At 66.6% G+C, this 20,458-nt stretch carries 24 protein-coding genes and 1 riboswitch; of the genes, 16 read left to right on the top strand and 8 right to left on the bottom strand.

Translation table 11 applies throughout. The features are described 5' to 3' along the window. Positions 1-6: 6 nt before the first annotated feature. Positions 7-1,032 carry a YiiG family protein gene (locus G474_RS0113845; RefSeq protein WP_043464490.1) on the top strand — a complete coding sequence of 342 codons (1,026 nt, stop codon included), beginning with the start codon at positions 7-9 and terminating at the stop codon, positions 1,030-1,032. A 24-nt stretch (positions 1,033-1,056) separates the two neighbouring features. Here the strand turns inward: G474_RS0113845 and G474_RS0113840 are convergent, their stop codons facing one another. The 3 genes from G474_RS0113840 to G474_RS0113830 all read right to left on the bottom strand — a co-directional run bounded on the left by G474_RS0113840 (position 1,057) and on the right by G474_RS0113830 (position 2,735). Continuing rightward, entirely contained in the window at positions 1,057-1,632 is a 576-nt protein-coding gene (locus G474_RS0113840; RefSeq protein WP_026687505.1) for a TMEM165/GDT1 family protein, read from the bottom strand. Positions 1,633-1,636: 4 nt separating this feature from the next. After that, positions 1,637-1,813, bottom strand: a riboswitch (yybP-ykoY riboswitch). 28 nt (positions 1,814-1,841) lie between these two features. Next, positions 1,842-2,234 (bottom strand): Rap1a/Tai family immunity protein, encoded by a 393-nt coding sequence (locus G474_RS0113835; RefSeq protein ID WP_156919268.1) that lies wholly within the window; start codon positions 2,232-2,234, stop codon positions 1,842-1,844. Positions 2,235-2,258: 24 nt separating this feature from the next. Next, positions 2,259-2,735 carry a hypothetical protein gene (locus G474_RS0113830; RefSeq protein WP_051282290.1) on the bottom strand — a complete coding sequence of 159 codons (477 nt, stop codon included), beginning with the start codon at positions 2,733-2,735 and terminating at the stop codon, positions 2,259-2,261. Positions 2,736-2,831: 96 nt separating this feature from the next. Here G474_RS0113830 and G474_RS20835 point away from each other — a divergent pair, with 96 nt between their 5' ends. The 3 genes from G474_RS20835 to G474_RS20830 are packed head-to-tail and all read left to right on the top strand — an operon-like array spanning position 2,832 to position 4,485. Beyond that, entirely contained in the window at positions 2,832-3,491 is a 660-nt protein-coding gene (locus G474_RS20835) for a pseudouridine synthase (RefSeq protein WP_051282289.1), read from the top strand. Further along, entirely contained in the window at positions 3,488-3,937 is a 450-nt protein-coding gene (locus G474_RS0113820; RefSeq protein ID WP_026687502.1) for a DUF192 domain-containing protein, read from the top strand. Before G474_RS20835 ends, G474_RS0113820 begins: the two co-directional genes overlap by 4 nt. A 32-nt stretch (positions 3,938-3,969) precedes the next feature. Next, the gene (locus tag G474_RS20830) at positions 3,970-4,485 is read left to right on the top strand and encodes a chorismate--pyruvate lyase family protein (RefSeq protein WP_211228117.1); all 516 of its coding nucleotides are present in this window, start codon (positions 3,970-3,972) and stop codon (positions 4,483-4,485) included. Between the two features lie 7 nt (positions 4,486-4,492). On the opposite strand, the gene nifA is transcribed toward G474_RS20830, so the two are convergent. Next, entirely contained in the window at positions 4,493-6,127 is a 1,635-nt protein-coding gene (nifA, locus tag G474_RS0113810; protein WP_084513767.1) for a nif-specific transcriptional activator NifA, read from the bottom strand. Further along, positions 6,124-7,641, bottom strand: a complete 1,518-nt coding sequence (gene nifL, locus G474_RS0113805; protein ID WP_026687500.1) for a nitrogen fixation negative regulator NifL — start codon at positions 7,639-7,641, stop codon at positions 6,124-6,126. Before nifL ends, nifA begins: the two co-directional genes overlap by 4 nt. Before the next feature lie 295 nt (positions 7,642-7,936). On the opposite strand from nifL, the gene rsxA reads away from it, so the two are divergent. From rsxA to G474_RS0113760, 9 genes are read left to right on the top strand one after another with little or no spacing between them, the layout of a single operon-like run. Further along, positions 7,937-8,515, top strand: coding sequence for an electron transport complex subunit RsxA (gene rsxA, locus G474_RS0113800; RefSeq protein ID WP_026687499.1), 579 nt, complete (start codon positions 7,937-7,939; stop codon positions 8,513-8,515). An 11-nt stretch (positions 8,516-8,526) separates the two neighbouring features. Next, positions 8,527-9,054, top strand: coding sequence for an RnfABCDGE type electron transport complex subunit B (locus G474_RS0113795; protein ID WP_026687498.1), 528 nt, complete (start codon positions 8,527-8,529; stop codon positions 9,052-9,054). 11 nt (positions 9,055-9,065) lie between these two features. Then, positions 9,066-10,583 (top strand): electron transport complex subunit RsxC, encoded by a 1,518-nt coding sequence (gene rsxC / locus G474_RS0113790; RefSeq protein WP_026687497.1) that lies wholly within the window; start codon positions 9,066-9,068, stop codon positions 10,581-10,583. Continuing rightward, on the top strand, positions 10,580-11,680 hold the full coding sequence (locus G474_RS0113785) for an RnfABCDGE type electron transport complex subunit D (protein ID WP_026687496.1): 1,101 nt from the start codon (positions 10,580-10,582) through the stop codon (positions 11,678-11,680). The genes rsxC and G474_RS0113785 overlap by 4 nt, the downstream gene beginning before the upstream one ends. Before the next feature lies 1 nt (position 11,681). Continuing rightward, positions 11,682-12,323 carry an electron transport complex subunit RsxG gene (rsxG, locus tag G474_RS0113780; RefSeq protein WP_026687495.1) on the top strand — a complete coding sequence of 214 codons (642 nt, stop codon included), beginning with the start codon at positions 11,682-11,684 and terminating at the stop codon, positions 12,321-12,323. A 2-nt stretch (positions 12,324-12,325) separates the two neighbouring features. Further along, positions 12,326-12,994 carry an electron transport complex subunit E gene (locus G474_RS0113775; protein WP_026687494.1) on the top strand — a complete coding sequence of 223 codons (669 nt, stop codon included), beginning with the start codon at positions 12,326-12,328 and terminating at the stop codon, positions 12,992-12,994. A 15-nt stretch (positions 12,995-13,009) separates the two neighbouring features. Next, complete coding sequence (locus tag G474_RS0113770) at positions 13,010-13,282, top strand: RnfH family protein (protein WP_026687493.1); 273 nt, start codon at positions 13,010-13,012, stop codon at positions 13,280-13,282. Between the two features lie 45 nt (positions 13,283-13,327). Further along, positions 13,328-14,491 (top strand): UbiH/UbiF family hydroxylase, encoded by a 1,164-nt coding sequence (locus G474_RS0113765; protein ID WP_026687492.1) that lies wholly within the window; start codon positions 13,328-13,330, stop codon positions 14,489-14,491. A gap of 24 nt (positions 14,492-14,515) precedes the next feature. Continuing rightward, a complete protein-coding gene (locus G474_RS0113760) occupies positions 14,516-15,217 on the top strand; it encodes a DsbC family protein (protein ID WP_026687491.1) in 702 nt (233 codons plus the stop codon). 67 nt (positions 15,218-15,284) lie between these two features. On the opposite strand, the gene leuA is transcribed toward G474_RS0113760, so the two are convergent. Beyond that, a complete protein-coding gene (gene leuA, locus G474_RS0113755; protein ID WP_026687490.1) occupies positions 15,285-16,982 on the bottom strand; it encodes a 2-isopropylmalate synthase in 1,698 nt (565 codons plus the stop codon). 161 nt (positions 16,983-17,143) lie between these two features. On the opposite strand from leuA, the gene G474_RS0113750 reads away from it, so the two are divergent. Continuing rightward, on the top strand, positions 17,144-17,608 hold the full coding sequence (locus tag G474_RS0113750) for an Lrp/AsnC family transcriptional regulator (RefSeq protein WP_026687489.1): 465 nt from the start codon (positions 17,144-17,146) through the stop codon (positions 17,606-17,608). A 223-nt stretch (positions 17,609-17,831) separates the two neighbouring features. Beyond that, entirely contained in the window at positions 17,832-18,275 is a 444-nt protein-coding gene (locus tag G474_RS0113745; RefSeq protein WP_026687488.1) for a glycine zipper 2TM domain-containing protein, read from the top strand. A 151-nt stretch (positions 18,276-18,426) separates the two neighbouring features. Here G474_RS0113745 and G474_RS23480 read toward each other — a convergent pair whose 3' ends face one another. Further along, complete coding sequence (locus G474_RS23480) at positions 18,427-18,639, bottom strand: hypothetical protein (RefSeq protein WP_156919267.1); 213 nt, start codon at positions 18,637-18,639, stop codon at positions 18,427-18,429. Between the two features lie 78 nt (positions 18,640-18,717). On the opposite strand from G474_RS23480, the gene G474_RS23475 reads away from it, so the two are divergent. Then, positions 18,718-18,993 (top strand): hypothetical protein, encoded by a 276-nt coding sequence (locus tag G474_RS23475; RefSeq protein WP_156919266.1) that lies wholly within the window; start codon positions 18,718-18,720, stop codon positions 18,991-18,993. A gap of 243 nt (positions 18,994-19,236) precedes the next feature. Here the strand turns inward: G474_RS23475 and G474_RS0113735 are convergent, their stop codons facing one another. Further along, positions 19,237-20,439, bottom strand: coding sequence for an ammonium transporter (locus G474_RS0113735; protein ID WP_026687486.1), 1,203 nt, complete (start codon positions 20,437-20,439; stop codon positions 19,237-19,239). Positions 20,440-20,458 lie beyond the last annotated feature (19 nt).

Here is a 20,458-nt window from a genome sequence, read left to right as displayed (position 1 = left end):
GCCCCGATGACTTCCCCCCTTCGCCACCCGGCCCTGGCCCTGTTGCTGGGCCTGTTCCTGGCTGCCCAGCTGGGCGCCTGCTCCAGGGACGAGCCCCCGGCCGCCGAAAACTCCGTCCCGGCTGCCGCCGCCCAGGAGGCCGCCGCTCCGGCCAAGCCAGCGGAAGCCCCCGGCGGCCTGGACCAGAAGCTGGGCATCTACATCGACTGCTACAACGACCTGGATGGCAGGGTGCACGACAGCATCCGGCGCTACAGCTCCTGGATCAAGGACATGCAGGCCGGCCCCACGGGCAAGGAAGTCGTGGTCTATGGACTGTACGAAATCGGCCCGGAGCAGAAGCTCGGCAACTGCCGGACCCAGTTCGGCCAGGCGGCCGGGATGAGCCCCGCCCTGGCCCTGGACGGGGCCGGCAAGGCCTATATGGAAGCCCTGGACCAACTCCAGCCCCTGGTCATCGAAGCCCACCGTTACTACGACCGGGAAAATTACAAGGATGACCAGTTCGCCCAGGGGAAGGCCCTGCATCCCCGCCTGAAAGCCGCCATGGAAAGCTTCATGGCCGCCAGCGGCAAGTTCTCCGACGCCATCGAGCTGGAAAACGACAAACGCCTGGAAGCCCAGATGCAGCGCCTGGAGAAGGAAGAGGGGCGCCAGCTGCCCTACCTGCACATGGCCACCATGCACGAGGCCAAGCTGCTGATCCGCATGCTCGGGGAGGAGAGTTTTCCGGCCGACCAGGCGGCAACCCGGCTGGCCGCCTATGAAAAGATCACCGACGAACTGCTGGCCCAGCTCAAGGCCCAGCCGGCGGAGGGCATGAGCGCCCACAACTGGTCCTTCTTCAGCCAGGCCAGCGAGGACTTCCGCAAGGCGGCCAAGGAGCGGGTGCGCCGGGTCCGGGACCAGGTGCCCTACTCCACCGGCGAGCAGATGATGCTCAAACCCGGCAGCGACTGGATGGTGGAAGGCAGCCCGGGCAAGGCCCTGAAGACTTACAACACCCTGGTGGAACGCAGCAACAAGCTGTGACCGGAGCCGGGGCTCCGGCCCCGCTCACAGCCCCGGCAGGCCCTGACTGAACAGGGCGTACAGCCCCAGGGCCGCGAAGATCACTGCGGCAATGGCATGCATCAGGCGCACCGGCAGGCGGGCGGCCAGCTTGTCGCCCACCAGCACCGCCGGCACATTGGCGAGCATCATGCCGGCGGTGGTGCCGGCCACCACCATGAGAAAGTCCGAGTACTGGGCCGCCAGGGCCACGGTGGCCACCTGGGTCTTGTCCCCCATCTCGGCCAGGAAGAAGGCGATCAGGGTAGTGCCGAACACCCCGAAACGGGGTGCCACGTTGGCCTCGTCCTCGTCCAGCTTGTCGGGAATCAGCATCCAGCCCGCCATGAGCAGGAAGGAAACCCCGAGAACCCAGCGCAGCACGTCCGGCCCCAGCAGGCCGGTGAGCCAGCTGCCCACGGCGCCAGCCAGGGCGTGATTGGCCAGGGTGGCCACGAGGATGCCGAAGATGATGGGCCAGGGCCGCTGATAGCGGGCCGCCAGCACGAAGGAAAGCAGTTGGGTTTTGTCGCCGATTTCGGCCAGGGCCACGATACCGGTGGCGATCAGGAACGCGTCCATGAATGAGCTCCGGGCCGGCAGAATACCAATGACCACGCACACCCCGGCCCAGCGGCGGTGCATGGTCAAAGGTCTTGCCAAGTCGAAACCGCCGGTGCCATGCCCCCGGAAGCCGGCGGGCAAGTCTGTTGACACGGGCCCACTGCGCGATGAGTGGCGGCTACTCCCCAATGACGGGGGCGGATTCTACGGACTTCGCCGCCGGGCGTCTATTCCTTGCAGGCAAAAGTCTTGCTGAAGGCGGCCCCTACCACCTGGGCGGCGCCGATCTCGCTGTCCTTGGGAAACGGGGGCTGCCGGTCCAGGTAGGCCAGGACGGCACGCACCAGGCGGATTCTGTCCTCCTGCCCCCGGGGGGCGCAGAAGGCGTTGAGGCGCACCCCCACCTTGTCGGCCAGCCGGTCACCGATGCCGTATCCGTCCAGGAAGCCATCCAGGTAGGTGAGGCAGCGGCTGCTCTTGACGGAGTGGAAGATGTCGGTGCTTTTCTGCCCGGTGAGCAGCTGCTCCGCCGCCAGGCAATCCTCCTGGAGCTCCGGCCCCGAATAGGCCTGGACGGCCAGGGGCAGGGCGCACAGACAGGTGAGAAGAAAATGGCGCATGTCCATGGAACAGACCTCCCTGGTTCAGGAACCAGAATCGAAATGAAAGGGAACCGCCAGGCGGCCCCCGGGGCCCTGGAGGATGAAACTGGCCTGCCAGCGCATGCGCCCGGTGACGCAGACGGGCAGGTTGCCCCGGCCGGAGAACTGGCCCCGGGGGCCGGCTTCCAGGCTCACCTGATTGAAGCCCATGTCCATTTCCACCCCGGAAAAATCGAGCAGCACCGCGCTGGCCTCATAGCCCTCCAGGGAAACCTTGACGCTCAGGGGCTTGAGCACGGGAATCGGCCAGGGGGAAATCTCCGCCACCAGGTGGCCGCCCCCGGGCAGGGCCACCCGGCAGGGCCCCTGGTTCAGGTCGCAGGCCGGCACCGGCAGGGTCAGGTCCCGGGCCGGGGCCAGCCGGGGCCCCAACCAGTAGCCGAGCCCCAGGAGGCCCAGGAAACCCAGCCCCAGGAGCAGGCTGGTGAGATGACTTTTGTTGAGCTTGCTTTTTTCCAAGATCGAAAACCGTTGATTGAGACCCGGGGGCCGACGCGGCCTGCATGATACTCCCCCGCTGGGGCAACACCGCCCCCGGTGCTATCCTTGCCCGCCATGAACCGTCCCCCGCCCCGCTCCAGCACGCCTCCCCGCCCCCCTCGACGGCAGCGCCCCCGACAGGCGCCCCGGGAAGAGGCGCGCCTGGTCTGCTTCAACAAACCCTACGGGGTGCTCAGCCAGTTCACCCCGGAAGGACGCTGGCAGGGGCTCAAGGACTACATCGACCTGCCCGGGGTACACGCCGCCGGGCGCCTGGATGGCGACAGCGAAGGGCTGCTGCTGCTCACCGACGACGGCCAGCTCCAGGCCCGCATCGCCGACCCGCGCCACAAGCTGGAAAAAATCTACTGGGTCCAGGTGGAAGGCATTCCCGGCGAAGAGGCCCTGGAAACCCTGCGCCGGGGCGTACAACTGAAGGACGGCCTCACCCGGCCGGCCCGGGCCCGGTGCATGGAGGAGCCGCCCGGCCTGTGGGAACGCCAGCCCCCGATCCGCATTCGCCAGGCCATTCCCACCGCCTGGATTGAACTGGCCATCCGCGAGGGGCGCAACCGCCAGGTGCGGCGCATGACGGCAGCCGTGGGTTTTCCCACCCTGCGCCTGATCCGCGCCGCCATCGGCCCCTACACCCTGGAAGGACTGGCCCCGGGTGAGCTGCGGCTGCTCACCGGGCGGCCCGAGCAGCTGCTGCCGCCGTATAATGCCCGGCCATGAAAACCCGCCAAATACTCACTCCCCTGCTGCTGGCCGCCGGCCTTCTCCTGGGCGCCGCCGCCCGGGCCGAGATGCCGCGCATGGAACTGACCGCCGGCTTCCACCGCATCGAAGCGGAGGTGGCCGCCAACCAGGATGACCGGATGCAGGGCCTGATGCAGCGCAGCCGCCTGGGCGCCGGCCAGGGCATGCTGTTCGTGTTCCCCATGCAGCAGCGCCACTGCATGTGGATGAAAAACACCCTGCTGCCCCTGTCCGTGGCCTTCCTGGATGAAGAGGGGCGCATCATCAACATCCGCGACATGCAGCCCCAGACCGAGGACAACCACTGCGCCGACGCCCCGGCCCGCTACGCCCTGGAAATGAACCAGGGCTGGTTCGCCACCCGGGGCATCAAGCCGGGCATGAAGATCAGCGGCGTGCAGCGGGCTCCCGCGCCCCGATGAAGATCCAGGCGCCGCCCCGCTGGCGGCCCCGCTTGAGCCGCCAGAACGACAATCTGCCCCTGCTGGACTGGCTGCGGGAACGGGACTCCCTCACGGCCCGCCTGCGGCGCGGCAGCCGCAGCTTCCAGGTGCGCTGCCTGCGTCAGGCCCTGGAAGCCCTGGGACCCGACGAAGCCGCCTGCCTGGGAGCACGACCGGGCCGCCTGGTCTGGGTCCGGGAAGTGCTGCTGCTGGTCAATGAGCGCCCCGCCGTGTTCGCCCATACGGTCATGACCCGCCGGCCGCGCCATCCCTTTGATCTGCGCTTTGCCGCCCTGGGCAGCCATTCCCTGGGCAGCCTGCTGTTCTCCGACCCGCGCATCGCCCGGGGGCCCCTGGAATTCCGCCCCCTGGACCGGCGCCACCTGCTCTATCGGCGCGCCGAACAGGCCTGCGGCCCCCTGCCCCCCCGGCTCTGGGCCCGGCGTTCCCGCTTCGGCCGCCAGGCCAAGGGGGTGCTGGTGACCGAACTGTTCCTGCCCCCCGTCCTGGACCTGCCCGGCACCTGAGCCGGGCTCAGAACTGCTTCACCTCGATGTTCAGGGTCTGGATGCGGTAGGCGATCTGGCGCGGCGTCATGTTCAGGAGCCGGGCCGCCTTGGCCTGAACCCAGCCGGCCTGCTCCAGGGCAGCAATCACCCGGTCCCGCTCGGACAGGTTGGGATCATCCAGGGAAGGCCCCTCCGGCACGGCGGCGCTCCCCATGGGGGCAGACGCCGCCTGCTGGGACGCCAGAGCCGGCCGGGACACCACCCGCTCCCGCCCCGGGAAGCGGATCAGATCCCCGTCGATGACCCCGTCCTCGGACAGGACCGCCGCCCGCTCCAGGCAGTTTTCCAGCTCCCGCACGTTGCCGGGCCACTCGTAGTTGGCCAGGCGACGCAGGGCGCTGTCGTGGATGGTGAGCTTGCGCTTCTGCACATTGCCCACCTTGGTGAGCAGGTGCCGACAGATGTCGGGGATGTCCTCCAGGCGCTCCCGCAGGGGAGGCAGGTAGAGGGGCATGACGTTCAGGCGGTAGAACAGGTCCTCGCGGAAATCGCCCATGTCCACGGCAGTCTCCAGATCCCGGTGGGTGGCGGCGATGATGCGCACATCCACCTTGATGCTGCGGCTGCCCCCGACCCGCTCGAATTCCCCTTCCTGCAGCACCCGCAGCAGCTTGGCCTGGAAGGCCGGGGAGATTTCCCCGATTTCGTCCAGGAACAGGGTGCCCCCGTCGGCCTGCTCGAAGCGGCCCTTGCGGCTGCCCACGGCGCCGGTGAAGGAGCCCCGCTCGTGGCCGAACAGTTCCGATTCGAGCAGGTTTTCCGGCAGGGCCGCGCAGTTGAGCTTGACCAGGGGCCCCCGGGCCCGGGGCGAGTTGTAGTGGATGGCGTTGGCGATCAGCTCCTTGCCGGTGCCGGTCTCGCCCCGGATCAGCACCGTGGTGTTCCACTTGGCCACCAGGCGCACCTGTTCGAAGACCCGGCGCATCACGGCGGAACGGCCGACGACGCTGTCAAAGCCGTGCTGGTGGCGCACGGTACGGCGCAGCAGGTCCCGCTCCTCCAGCAGGGAGCGCTTTTCCTGCTCCACCTGCAAGGAGAGGCGCAGGCTCTGGCCCACCAGGTTGGCGATCATTTCCAGGAAGCGGGCCCGGTCCTCCAGCAGGGGATCGTCTTCCACTCCCGGCTGTACCGCCAGCACCCCCTTCAGGCTGCCGGCCACCTTGATGGGCACGGCGATGAAGGGCAGGTTCGGGTCATAGACCCCCATCTTGTTGATGAAGCGCCGGTCATCCCCGACCCGCTGCAGAATGATGCTGCGGTTCTTCTCCATGGCGAAGCCGATCACCCCTTCGCCGGACTGATAGCGCACCGATTCAAAATGGCCCGGGTCCACCCCGTGCACCGACTGCACCAGCAGGCTGCCATCGGGCTCCACCACGCTCACCAGGCCCCGGCTCAGGCCGGCGGATTCGTCCAGGATGCGCAGCACTTCCTGGATGGTCTCCCGGTAATCCAGGGAGCGGGACAGGACCTGGCTGACCCCGTACAGGGCGTCCATCTGGGACAGATGCAGCTCGTGGGTTTCGCACACCCCCGGGGCTTCACCGCCGAAGCCGTAGGTGTGCCCATCGGGACATTTGCCGTGATCTTCCGCGCTCATTCGGTCTCCCCTTCCAGGGGCAGCTCCACCAGGGCCCGGCAGCCGCCTCCCGGCGCATCCAGCAATTCCAGTATCCCGCCGTGGTCGGCCACGGCCTGCTGGGCCCGGGGCAGACCGGTGCCCAGGTGCTGGCCCTGGCTGCCCCGGGTGGTGAAGAAGGGTTCGAATACCTTAAGCCGCAGCTCGGCGGGAATGCCCGGACCCCGGTCATCGATGCAGACCTGCACCAGCTCTCCCGCCAGGGCGGTGCTCAGGCTCAGCTCCCGGACCCGCCAACCCTTCTGGGACAGGGCCTCGATGGCGTTATCCACCAGGGCCTTGAACAGGGAGCGCAGCTGCATGGGCCGGCCCAGGATGGCCGGCAGGGTGGGCGCCGGCTGCCAGCTCACGGTGATGCCGTTGGCCAGCAGGCGCGGGGTGCTCACGTCGAGCACATCGCGCAGAACCTCGTTGAGATTGACCGGCGCCATGGCCTCCCGGGTGTCCAGGGGAATCAGCTGGCGCAGCTCGTCCAGGTGGGCCCGGCCCTCGCCCAGGGCGGATTCCAGGGCATTGGCCATGGCCGGCTCCCGGAGCCGCAGCATGCCCACGGCGGAGGACATGATGTTGAGCGGCCCTTCCAGGCGGAACATGGCGGCGGACAGGCTCTCGCGCATGGCAGCCGCGTGCTCCTCTTCGGCCATCAGGCTGCGCAGGGCCGCCAGACGGGCCTTTTCCTGGCCCTGGCGCAGGGCACTCACGTCGTTTACCACCAGCAGCAGGTAGTGCCGCAGGCTTTCCTCGTAAAAGCCGTCGGCCCGTTCATCCAGGGTGGCGATGGGCAGGGCCGAACAGGAGAACCAGCGGGGCGAGGCGCCGCCGGGCCGGTCGATGCGCAACTCCCGGGCCGGGAAGCCCACCGGGCTGTCCCTGCCCAGCAGCTGTTCGCGCCAGTTGGGCACGGCCGTCTCCAGGAGCAGGTGCGCCGGCTCGGCCACCCGCAGGTCGGCCACCAGCTTCTTGTATTCCTGGTTATCCAGCATCACCTGGCCCCGGTCATCCAGCAGGACCAGGGCCACCGGTGCCCCATCCACCACCGACTCGATCAGGGCCTTCTGGTTACGCACCTGGCTGACCAGGCTGTGCAGTTCGGAAATATCCCGGTGCATGCCCAGGTAGTGGGCGATCCGGCCTTCACCGTCCAGCACCGGGGCAATGGCCAGCTCCGCTAGGTACTGGCTGCCGTCCTTGCGCCGGTTGAGCAGGCGGCCGGTCCAGGGATGCCCTCCGGCCAGGGCGGCCCACATGGCCCCATACACCTCCCTGGGGGTGGTGTGGTTGGAGAGGATGGATTCGTTCTGCCCCTCGGCTTCCCGGGGGCTGTAACCGGTGACCCGGGCAAAGGCCTCGTTCACATAGAGGATGTTGGCCTGGGGATCGGTGATGGAAATCGCCACGTCGGCCTGGGCGACCGCCTGGCGGAAGATTTCCGGCGGCAGGTCGGTGCATACCTTGGGGGGTGGCTTGAGGTTCATGAAATCGGCTCCGGCGCTTTAGGCAATTGCCGGTAATCAGCACGTTCCATGCCATCAAAACTATTTAAAGCCCAAGCTCCGCGCCCCTGCTGGCTTGCAGGCCATTGGCGACAACCCCACAGGAAAATCTGTCGGCTTTGCGACAAAAAAACAGGCGCGCGCCGCACCACCCTGGTGCAACCCAGCGCCAGGCCGCGCCAACAGGGGGTTTGCCGCCACCCGGCAGGTCCCGGAGCACAGCTGGCATGGGCGTTGCAATGGGAGGGCCATCCCAACCCCACCGAGAATCGCCGCCATGAGCGAACTGGTACTCCTCCTGATCTCCACGGCCCTGGTCAATAACGTGGTGCTGATCAAGTTCCTCGGCCTGTGTCCCGCCATGGGCGTGTCCAAAAGCATGGACAGCGCCCTGGGCATGGGCATGGCCACCACCTTCGTGCTGACCCTGGCCTCGGCCGCCAGCTGGTCCCTGGAACACTGGCTGCTGGTGCCCATGGAACTGCAGTTCCTGCGCATCCTCACCTTCATCCTGGTGATCGCCTCGGTGGTGCAATTCACCGAAATGTTCATCAAGAAGGCCAGCCCCGGCCTGTACCAGTCCCTGGGCATCTACCTGCCCCTGATCACCACCAACTGCGCCGTGCTGGGGGTCGCCCTCCTGAACGTGCAGCAGGGCTACGGCTTCTTCTGGAGCGTGGCCTACGGTTTCGGCTCCGCCCTGGGCTTCACCCTGGTGCTGATGATCTTCGCCGGCCTGCGGGAGCGCATCGCCCTGGCCCGGGTGCCCGGCGCCTTCACCGGCGCCCCCATCGCTTTCGTCACCATCAGCCTGCTGGCCCTGGCCTTCATGGGCTTTTCCGGCCTCAACGTCTAAGGGGAATCTCGATGCTTGCCGCCATCCTCAGCCTCACCGTCCTGGGCGCCATCCTCGGCTTGGTCCTGGGCATCGCCGGCCGCCTGCTGGCCGTGGCCACCAATCCCATCGTCGATGAACTGGAAGCCCTGCTGCCGGGCACCAACTGCGGCCAGTGCGGCTTTCCCGGCTGCTCCGGGGCCGCCGCGGCCATCGCCGACGGCTCTGCCGCGCCGACCTGCTGCCCGCCGGGAGGCAAGGCCGTGGCCGCCGCCCTGGCGGAAAAACTAGGCCTCAGCCTGGATCTTTCCGGCATGGCCGACGACGGTCCCAAGCTGGCCGTGATCGCCGAGGACCTGTGCATCGGCTGCTGCCGCTGCATCAAGTCCTGCCCCACCGACGCCATCCTGGGGGCGCCCAAGCAGATCCACAACGTGCTCAAGGAAGCCTGCACCGGTTGTGCCGCCTGCGTCGATCACTGCCCCACCGAGGCTGTCCTGATGCAACCTGTCCCCGTCACCCTGCAGCACTGGGTGATGCCCAAGCCTATGGCCGCCTGAAGGAAAACAGCATGGGTCTGATGGAAAAATTCTTTGGTCTCTCCTGGGGCATCCACCCGGAAGATCACAAGCGTCCCGCCGCGGACGCTGCCACGCGCACCATGCCGGTGCCGGAGCGCCTCTATGTCTCTCTCTCCCAACATTTGGGCGCTCCGGCCCGGCCTGCGGTGCTGGTCGGCCAGAAGGTCAGGAAAGGCGACAAGCTCGCCGATCCCCAGGGGGCGGTCTCGGCGGCCATCCATGCCCCGACTTCGGGCACCGTCGCCGCCATCGGCGAAATTCCCGCACCGCACCCTTCCGGCCTGCCGGTCCTGGCCATCACCCTCGACAGCGACGGTAAGGATGAATGGACCGAGCTGGAAGGCTGCACCGATCCCTTCGCCCTGGAGCCGGCCGAAATCAGCCGCCGCGTGGCGGCCGCCGGCGTGGTGGGCCTGGGCGGCGCCACCTTCCCCTCGGCCCTGAAGCTGTCCCTGTCCCAGAAATCCAAGGTCAGCACCCTGATCATGAACGGTGGCGAGTGCGAGCCCTATCTCTCCTGCGATGACCGGCTGATGCGCGACGCCGCCGCCGACATCGTCGATGGCATCCGCCTGATGCTGCACGCCACCGGCGCCACCGAAGCCCTGGTGGGCATCGAGGACAACAAGCCCGAGGCCATCGCTGCCATGACCGAGGCGGCCCGCCCCTATGCCGAAGTGTCCGTCCGCCCGGTGCCGGCCCGCTACCCCATGGGTTCGGAAAAGCAGCTGATCCTGGTGCTCACGGGCAAGGAAATTCCCGCCGACGGCCGCCCCGGCGACGTGGGCGTGGTGGTGCACAACGTCGGCACCGCCCGGGCCGTGCACGAGGCCATCCGCCACGGCCGCCCCCTGGTGTCGCGCCTGGTGACCGTCAATGGTGCTTGCGTGGCCCAGCCCGGCAACATCTTCGTCCCCGTGGGCACCCTGGTGGAGGAGGTACTCGCCTTCGCCGGCGGCCTCCAGGGGGCGCCGGCCCGGCTGATCATGGGCGGTCCGATGATGGGCATGTCCCTGCCCCATGCCCGGGTCCCGGTGGTCAAGGGCACCAGCGGCATCCTCGCCCTGGACGCGGCCCAGGTGGCCGAACGGGCCCAGGAGCCTTGCATCCGCTGCGCCAGTTGCGTGCGCGCCTGCCCCATCGGTCTGCTGCCCCTGGAAATGGCCCGCCACATCCAGGCCAGCGACCTGAAGGGAGCCGTGGGCGTGGGCCTGAAGGACTGCATCGCCTGCGGCTGCTGCGCCTACGTCTGCCCCTCCCAGATTCCCCTGGTGCAGTACTTCGCCCACGCCAAGGGGGAAATGGCCGCCCAGGACCGGGCCAAGCTGCGCGCCGAAGCCACCAAGAAGATGGCCCAGGCCAGAAGCGACCGGCTGGAGCGGGAAGCCCGGGAAAAAGCCGAAATGGCGGCCCGCCGCAAGGCCGAGCGGGCGGCGGCCGCCGCCGCTACCGCCGCAACGGCACCAACACCTTCTTCCACCGCCGTCGCCGAAGGAGCCCAGGCATGAGCATCTCCTACAACGCCCCCCAGACCTTCGCCTCGCCCCACGCCCACGGCAGCAATGGCGTCCGGCGCACCATGGTGCGGGTCCAGATGGCCCTGCTGCCCGCCACCCTGTTCGGCTTCTGGCTCTACGGCTGGCCGGCCTTCTTCCTCTGGCTGATCACCCTGCTTTCCTGCCTGGTGTTCGAGTTCATGAGCCTGCGCCTGCTGGGCCAGGCCCAGATCGGCCGCACCCTGGGCGATGGCTCCGCCCTGCTCACCGGCTGGCTGCTGGCCATGACCCTGCCCCCCTGGGCCCCCTGGTGGGTGGGGGTGGTGGGCGCCTTCATCGCCATCGTGATCGGCAAGCAGGTGTTCGGCGGCCTGGGCTACAACGTCTTCAATCCGGCCATGGTGGCCCGGGTGGCCCTGCTGATTTCCTTCCCCCTGCCGCTCACCACCTGGGTCATGCCCCTGCCCATGACCACGGCCCTGGCCCCCGGCTTCATCGACAGCCTGCACATCACCCTGGGGCAGGTCCCCATTCCCGACGCCATGAGCAGCGCCACCATGCTGGGCTACGCCAAGACCGAACTGTCCCGGGGCCTGGACCTGCTGCAAGCCCTTACCGCCGGCCACGCGCCCCAGCTCTCCTGGTTCGGCATCCGCGCCGGCAGCCTGGGGGAATCCGCCGCAGTGCTGATCCTGGCCGGCGGCCTGTTCCTGCTCGCCACCGGGGTGATCCGCTGGCAGGCCCCCCTGGGGGTGCTGGCCGGGGTGGCCATTCCGGCCGCCATCGCCCATGCGGTGGCTCCCGGGCACTACCTGGACGCCGGCACCCATCTGCTGTCGGGAGCCCTGATGCTGGGTGCCTTCTTCATCGCCACCGACTATGTCACCTCGCCCACCACGGGCGGCGGCCAGATCATCTTCGGCCTGGGGGTGGGCCTGATGACCTGGGTGATCCGCAGTATCGGGGGTTACCCGGAAGGGGTGGCCTTCGCCATCCTGCTGATGAATGCCCTGACCCCCATCATTGACCGTTACACCAAGCCCCGCATCCTGGGGCGCACCCGGGCCGGCCGTCCCATCGACCTGCCCTCCGCCGGCAAGGGAGCCTGACATGAATCTGGAACAGCTCAAGGAAAACACGCTTTACCAGCCCCTGCTGCTGGGGGTCGTGGCCCTGCTCGCCTCGGCCTCCCTGGCCTGGGCCGCCAGCGCCACCCGGGACGCCATCAGCGCCGCCGAGGCCAAGGATCTGCGCGACTCCCTGGCCCAGGTCCTGCCCGACAACTTCGCTGACAATGACCTGCTGGCCGACAGCGCCCAGGTGGAGGTGGAGGGCGGCAAGTCCCTCACCGTCTATCGGGCCCGCCAGGGTGAGAGCACCAAGGGCGCCGTGTTCAAGGTGAGCGGCAAGGGCTACGGGGGCGAAATCGCCATCCTGATGGCGGTGGACCGGGACGGCAAGACCTTGGGCGTGCGGGTCCTGAAGCACACGGAAACCCCGGGCCTGGGGGACAAGATCGAAGCCTCCAAGGCGGACTGGATCAAGAGTTTCGACGGCAAGTCCCTGGAGACCGCCCGCTGGGCAGTGAAGAAGGACGGGGGCGACTTTGACCAGTTCGCCGGCGCCACCATCACCCCCCGGGCCGTGGTGAATGCGGTCAAGGGCGGGCTGGAAACCTTCGCCAGCCACAGGCTGGCCATCCTCGGGGAAGCGGAAACCTCTCCCGCCCTGGCCAAGAACAAGGAGCAGTGATCATGAGCGACTTCAAGACCCTGATGAAGGACGGCCTGTGGGACAACAACGTGGTGTTCGCCCAGATGCTGGCCCTGTGCCCGACCATGGCCGTGACCACCAGCGGCACCAACGGCCTGGGCATGGGCCTGGCCACCACCGCCGTGCTGGTGGTTTCCAACATCCTGGTATCCCTGATCCGCAAGACCGTCAGCGATCAAGTGCGCATTCCCGTGTTCGTGGTCATCATCGCCACCCTGGTGACGGTGGTGGACATGGCCCTGAACGCCTGGCTGCATGAGCTGTACAAGGTCCTGGGCCTGTTCATCGCCCTGATCGTGGTCAATTGCGCCATCCTGGGCCGGGCCGAGGCCTTTGCGGTGAAATCCAGCATTCCCGCCTCCATCGTCGACGGCCTGGCCATGGGCCTGGGTTTTACCGGCGCCCTGACCGTGATCGGGCTGATCCGGGAATTCCTGGGCAGCGGCACCCTGTTTGCCCAGGCTTCCAACCTGCTGGGCCCCTCCTTCGCCTTCCTGGAAGTCCAGGTGCCCGGCTACGGCGGTGCCCTGCTCATGATCCTGCCCCCGGGGGCCTTTGCCGTCCTGGGTTTCCTGCTGGCCGGCAAGCGGGTCCTGGATGCCCGCCTGGAAGCCCGAAGCGCCGCTGCCGCCGCCCCGGCCAGCGCCTGATTACCGGAGAAGACCATGCAGATCGGCGTCGCCTATTCCGAGCCCAACCAGCAAATCTGGCTCAACATCGAAGTGCCCGAGACCACCACGGTGCGGGAAGCCATTGATCGTTCCGGCATCCTCAAGCAGTTTCCCCACATCGACCTGGAGGCCCAGAAGGTGGGCATCTTCGGCAAGCTGGCCAAGCTCGATGCCCCCCTGAAGCCCGGAGACCGGGTGGAAATCTACCGCCCCATCATCGCCGACCCGGCCACCGTGCCGCGCCGGGACATGGGCGAGGACGATTGAGGGCTGCCTTGCCCTTTCCCGCCCCCGGGGGCACAATCCCCCGCCATGCAGCAATTTGACCTCATCATTGTCGGTGGCGGCCTGGCCGGCGCCAGTCTCGCCGCCGCCCTGCGGGAAAGCCGCCTGCGGATCGCCCTGGTGGAAGGCCAGGCCCCCAGCCGTCCCCAGGGCTGGGACGCCCGCATCTACGCCATCAGCCCCGCCAACGCGGATTTCCTCGCCCGGATCGGGGCCTGGGAGCATCTGGACCGGCAGCGCATGGCCCCCATCAGCGCCATGGAAGTACACGGGGACCAGGGCGGACGGCTGAATTTTTCCGCCTATGAAACCGGAGTCGGTGAACTGGGCTGGATTCTGGAGTCCTCCCTCATGGCCTGCGAGCTCTGGGAAGGCATCAAGCGCCAGGCCAACGTCACCCGCTTCTGCCCGGCCCGCCCTGCGGCTCTGGAAATCCGCCACGACGCGGCCCTGCTCACCCTGGAAGATGGCCAGCTCCTGTCCGGCCGCCTGCTCGTGGGCGCGGACGGGAGGGATTCCTGGGTGCGCCGTCAGGCAGGCCTGGAAGCCATCACCACCCCCTATAACGAGAAGGGCCTGGTGGCCAACTTCGCCACCGAGAAACCGCACCGGGGCATTGCCTGGCAGTGGTTCCGGGACGATGGGGTGCTGGCCTACCTGCCCCTGCCCGGCCAGCGCATGTCCATCGTCTGGTCCACGCCGGACGCCCACGCGGACGCCCTCTGCGCCCTGCCTCCGGAAGCCCTGGCGGAACAGGTAGCCGCCGCCGGCCAGCACGTGCTCGGCCGGCTGGAGACCATCACCCCCGCCGCCGCCTTTCCCCTGCGCCTGATCCGAGTGCCCCGCACCGTCAGTCCCCGGCTGGCCCTGGTGGGCGACGCGGGCCACGGCATTCACCCCCTGTCCGGCCACGGCATCAACCTGGGCTTCCAGGATGCCCGGGTGCTGGCGGAAATGCTGGGGGCCGCCGGTCCCTGGCAGGACATCGGCGAAGAACGCTTCCTGCAGCGCTACCAGCGGGCCCGCCGGGAGGAAACCGTGCTCATGCAGACCACCACGGACACCCTGCGGCGGCTGTTCCGGGCCTCCCCTCCCGGTCTCGCCCCGCTCAGGAACCTGGGCCTGACCCTCACCAACAACCTCGGCCCCATGAAAAGCGTGCTGGTGCGCTACGCCCTGGGCGCCCTCTGATCCCCAACGCTCTCAGGAGAATTCATGTACAAGAAACTGCTCACCCTGGCCCTGGCGGCCAGCTTCGCCCTGCCCGTCCTGGCCCAGGAGGCCAGCGTCAAGAAGGCGGTGGAATCCAAGCTCGGCGTCAGCGTCACCAGCGTCAGCAAGTCCGGCTACCTGGGCCTCTACGAGGTCTACTTCGATGGCCAGATCATCTACACGGACGAGAAGGTCAGCGCCATCGTGGCGGGCAACCTGATCGACACCAAGACCATGACCAGCGTCACCGAAGAACGGATGAAGAAGCTCAACGCCATCAAGTTCTCCGACCTGCCCCTGAACCAGGCCATCAAGCAGGTGAAGGGCAACGGCAAGCGGGTACTGGCCACCTTCGAGGACCCCAACTGCGGCTATTGCAAGCGTCTGGCCAAGGATCTGTCGAAGCTGGACAACGTCACCATCTACACCTTCCTGTACCCCATCCTGTCCGAGGATTCCATCAAGAAATCCCGCCAGATCTGGTGTGCCGCCGACAAGGCCAAGGCCTGGAACGACTGGATGGTGGACGGCAAGGCCCCCACCGGCAAGGATGACTGCGACACCACAGCCATCATCAACAACCAGGAATTCGGCCAGAAGCTGCGCATCACCGGCACCCCCACCATCTTCTTCGCCGATGGTGACCGGGTTCCCGGTGCCCTGCCCATCGCCAAGATCGAGCAGAAGCTCAACAGCATCAAGTAAGCCGGCATCGCAGCAAACAAGAAGGGCGGCCCCGAGGGCCGCCCTTCTTGTTTTGACGCTGTAACGATCAGGCTGCCACCTGCCGTACCTGAACCTGGCGCTGGCGGTTGATGCCGCTGATCAGGGCCTTGATGGAGGCCGTGACGATATTGCCGTCCATCCCCACCCCGTAGCATTCACCGCCGCCCCCGGCCACTTCCATGAAGGCGCAGGCCCGGGCCTCGCCCGCCTCGCCGCTGGGGCCCATGGCCCGCTCCTCGAAACTGCGCACCTGGACCCGGAAGCCGCCCCCCTGGAGGGCATGCACGGCCGCGTCTATGGGCCCGTTGCCTTCCCCGCTGAGCAGATGAGGCTGGCCGTCGATTTCCACGGAAAGCCGGATGCCCTGGGCGCCCCCGTGCTCGAACAGGTGATGCTCCCGGTAACGGACCGGGGCCGCGCTGTCGAGATAAGTTCGGGAAAAGAGGGTCCAGATGTCGGCCGCACTCATTTCCCCGCCGTGGCTATCCGTGTGGGCCTGGACCACGCTGGAAAACTCCACCTGCAGGCGGCGCGGCATCACCACCCCATACTCGGACTCCAGCAGATAGGCGATGCCCCCCTTGCCCGACTGGCTGTTGACCCGGATCACCGAATCGTAGCTGCGCCCCACATCGGCCGGATCGATGGGCAGGTAAGGCACATTCCAGACATTCACCCCCTGGTCGCTGGCGGCCTTTTGAGCCGCGAACCCCTTCCTGATGGCGTCCTGGTGGGAGCCGGAGAAGGCCGTGAACACGAGATCCCCCACGTACGGATGGCGCGGATGGATGGGCAACTGGGTGCAATCTTCCGCCGTGCGGGCCACGGCGTTGATATCGGAAAAATCGAGGCCGGGATTCACCCCCTGGGTGTACATGTTGAGGGCCAGGGTGACGAGATCCACATTGCCGGTGCGCTCGCCATTGCCGAACAGGCAGCCCTCGACCCGGTCGGCGCCGGCCATGAGCCCCAACTCGGCGGCCGCCACGGCGGTACCCCGGTCGTTGTGGGGATGGAGGCTGAGGATGATGCTGTCCCGGCGGGCCAGATGGCGGTGCATCCACTCGATCTGGTCGGCATACACATTGGGGGTCGCCACCTCCACCGTGGTGGGGAGGTTGAGGATCACCCGGCGCTCCGGGGTGGCGCCCCAGGCCGCCGTGACGGCATCGCACACTTCCAGGGCGAAATCGAGCTCGGTAGCCGTGAAGGTCTCCGGGCTGTATTCAAGCACCACCTCGGTCTCCGGCATGGCCTCGGCGAGTTCCCGGATGAGGCGCACGGCCCCCACCGCCATGTCCACCACTTCCGCCTTGCTCATGCCGAACACGATCTCCCGGAACGGCGCCGAAGTGGCGTTATAGACATGCACGATGGCCCGCCGGGCACCCTGGATGGACTCGAAGGTGCGACGGATCAGGTGCTCCCGGGCCTGGGTGAGCACCTCGATGGTCACGTCTCCGGGAATGTGCTTCTCTTCAATGAGCTGGCGCACGAAATCGAAGTCGGTCTGGGAGGCGGAGGGAAAGGCCACCTCGATCTCCTTGAAGCCCATGTCGCAGAGCATGTGGAACATGCGCATCTTCTTCTCCCCGTTCATGGGCTCGAACAGGGACTGGTTGCCATCGCGCAGATCGGTGCTCATCCAGACGGGAGCATGGGTGATGGTGCGCCCCGGCCACTGGCGGTCCTGAAGGGGCACGGGAGGAAAGGGGGCGTACTTGCGTTCGGGCTGGGACAACATGGGGGGCTCCACAAGGCGGTTTCGATGGGAGAATCTTAAGGAAAAAGGACCGGCATTTGCTTGCGTTATCGACCCGAAAAAACACACTTATTGGCAGAATATTTCGCTAACAAACAGGAATACAAAATATACTGCCAACGCCATCAGAACCGAGACAGATCATGCAACTCGACCGCTACGACCGGGCCATCCTCACCCTGCTGCAGCAGGACGGCCGGATCAGCAACCAGGACCTGGCCGAACGCATCGGCCTTTCCCCCTCCCCCTGCCTGCGCCGGGTACGAGCCCTGGAAGAAGCCGGCCTGATCCTCGCCTACCGGGCCCAGCTGGACCCCCGCAAGCTGGGCCTCAGCCTAATGGCCCTGATCCACATCTCCATGGACCGGCATACGCCGGAACGCTTCGAGAATTTCGAGAAGGAGATTCAGGACATCCCGGAAATCATCGAATGCCTGCTGATCACCGGCCAGGACGCCGATTACCAGCTCAAGGCGGTGGTGCGGGACATGGACGGCTACCAGGAACTGCTGCTCAACCGGATCACCCGCATTCCCGGCGTCACCGGGGTGCATTCCAGCTTCGTGCTGCGCCGGGTGGTGGACAAGATTGCCCTGCCCCTCCCATGAGTCCTTGCTTATACACTCCGTTACAAACCCGCAACGAAGCCTGACAGACACGGAGGGACGCCGGACCGTACATTACAGTCATTGCGTTACCCCCTCCTCTCGAACCCCCCTTCGAGATTCAATCCCCGCCCCCGACATGGCGGGGATTTTTTTAAGCCCCGTGTCAGCAGGGCGCAAAGCTGACACGTTAAGTCCCTATCAACCTGCTGAGGATGGACTGATCATGAAACTGTCGCTTACCGCTTCCCTGCTTCTTGGCGTCTGCTTCAGCAGCGCCGCCCTGGCTGATGGCCGCTGGCACCATGACCGGGATTACCCCCCCCACCACCGGCATCACCATTACGACAACCGGGTCCAGTACGTGGTCGTGGAACGCCCGGTCTACACGGCACCCCGGGTGGTCTACCAGGAACCGGTAGTGGTTTACCGGGACCGCGTCGTCTATCAGGACCGCCCCGACTACTACGAACCCCAACCCCGCTATTACCGGGACGCTCCGCAGCCCCGCTACCGGCGCGACATGAGCCCCAGCACCGGCCAGGTCCTGGGCGCCGTGGCCGGAGGCGTGGTTGGCAGCCGCTTCGGCCAGGGCAACGGCCGCATCGCCGCCACCGCAGCCGGAGCCGTGCTGGGCAGCATGATAGGCGGCGAACTGGCCAGCGACTGAAGCCCGGAAAAACGCCCGGCAGACCGGGCAGCAGCAAAACAGAAGCGCCCCCGATTTTCCGGGGGCGCTTCTGTTTTGGGACGGAGTCAGCCAGAACCCGCGACAGATGGATACGTGGCTGCAGGCATTGCCGGCCAGGAAGAACTACCGATCAGTTTCCCTGCTCTTCGAGAGAAGCCATATAAGCAGGCGAGCCCTCGACGAGCTTTGAGAAATATGCCAGCACATGATGTTGATAGACCTTGAGCAGTTGAATCCTGAAGACGCTTTCGTTTCCGCCGAACGCCAAGCGAAATGCTTCATGAATTACCGGCAGGTGACGAAAGCGCCCTTCAGCAAACGCTTCCTTGGCTCTGGCGATCAAGGGCCACTCCAAGCTCACGGTATCCAACTCGTCCAGGCAGTCAGAAATGGAACAGAGGATGGCGATCGCGGAGCCAGCATGAAGCAGATCTTCGTTAAGCGCGAAGGTGTGGCCCTCTGGGCAAACCACCTCGGAATCTATGAATTCCAAGGGGGCAAACGTTCCGGCATCAAGGTTGTGCCCAAACCCACCGTAGGACTCAATCATATCCACGTAGAGATACAAGATGTCTCGGATAGCTGCTTCAGCATGGCAGAGCGTGTCGGTGGTGATATCCACGGCGCGTTATGGGCTAACAGGCGGAACAAAAAGCCAGAGCGCATGCTTTTTGATTTACAAGAGTTCGCAAAATGATCGTGCCCCGTGGCGTGATGTAAGAAGCATCAGCAGAATGGGTTGGCGGGTCTTCGTTTCCGGTCTGGCAGGCGTGCGTGTCAGGCTGCGACCGGGCAGACTGACGTTGGGATTGTCGCCAACTTCGGCGAGTGTTTCCAGCGCCATCCATCCGCATCAACTTTCCCACAAAACAAGCCCCGCACAAGGCGGGGCCGTTTTTTCAACTTTGTCCGACTGACTTCATTCAGTTCGATCAAGCACTTACCAGTTGGGCTCCCGCTCCGGCGTGGCCGTGATGCGGTGGATGCTCAGGTCGGCGCCTTCGTATTCCTCTTCCTGGCTCAGGCGCAGGCCCACGGCCAGTTTCAGCATGCCGTAGACGGCGCCGCCGCCAGTCAGGGCGATGCCGATGGCCAGCAGGGTCATCACCAGCTGCGAAGCCAGGGAAACGCCGCCCACGCCGCCCAGGGCCTGGCTGCCGAACAGGCCGGCGGCAATGCCGCCCCAGGCGCCGCACAGGCCGTGCAGGGGCCAGACGCCCAGCACATCGTCGATCTTCCAGCGGTTCTGGGCCAGAGTGAACAGCTGCACGAACAGGGCGCCCGCCACCAGTCCCACCACCAGGGCGCCCAGGGGGTGCATCAGGTCCGAGCCGGCGCAAACGGCCACCAGGCCGGCCAGGGGGCCGTTATGCACGAAACCCGGGTCGTTCTTGCCCAGGACCAGGGCTGCCAGGGTGCCGCCCACCATGGCCATCAGGGAGTTGAGAGCCACCAGGCCGGAGATGTTCTGCAGGGTCTGGGCCGACATGACGTTGAAGCCGAACCAGCCCACGGTCAGGATCCAGGCGCCCAGGGCCAGGAAGGGGATGGAGGATGGGGGATGAGCCGCAATGGCGCCGCTCTTGGAGTAGCGTCCGTGCCGGGCTCCCAGGAGGAGCACGGCGGGCAGGGCGATCCAGCCCCCCATGGCGTGCACCACCACGGAGCCGGCGAAATCATGGAACTCGGCGCCGAAGGTGGCCTTGAGCCAGGCCTGCACGCCCAGGGCCTGGTTCCAGGCGATGCCCTCGAAGAAGGGATAGACGAAGCCCACGATCAGGAAGGTGGCGGCCAGCTGGGGATGGAAGCGGGCCCGCTCGGCGATGCCGCCGGAAATGATGGCGGGAATAGCCGCGGCAAAGGTGAGCAGGAAGAAGAACTTGGTCAGGTCGTAGCCATTGCGGGCCAGCAGGGTGTCGGCGCCGGTGAAGAAATGGACGCCGTAGGCGATGCCGTAACCGACGAAGAAATAGGCGATGGTGGATACGGCAAAATCGGTGAGGATCTTCACCAGGGCATTGACCTGGTTCTTCTTGCGCACCGTGCCCACCTCGAGAAAGGCAAAGCCGGCGTGCATGGCCAATACCATGATGGCGCCCAGGAGGATGAACAGGACATCGTGGCTGGTATGAGTGTTTTCCATGAGGCTTCCAGAAAAATCG

The organism is Azovibrio restrictus DSM 23866 (genome assembly GCF_000429665.1).
GTDB lineage: Bacteria > Pseudomonadota > Gammaproteobacteria > Burkholderiales > Rhodocyclaceae > Azovibrio > Azovibrio restrictus.
The sequence above is the reverse complement of the archived record's forward strand: the minus strand, read 5'-3'. Positions and strand labels throughout refer to the sequence as shown.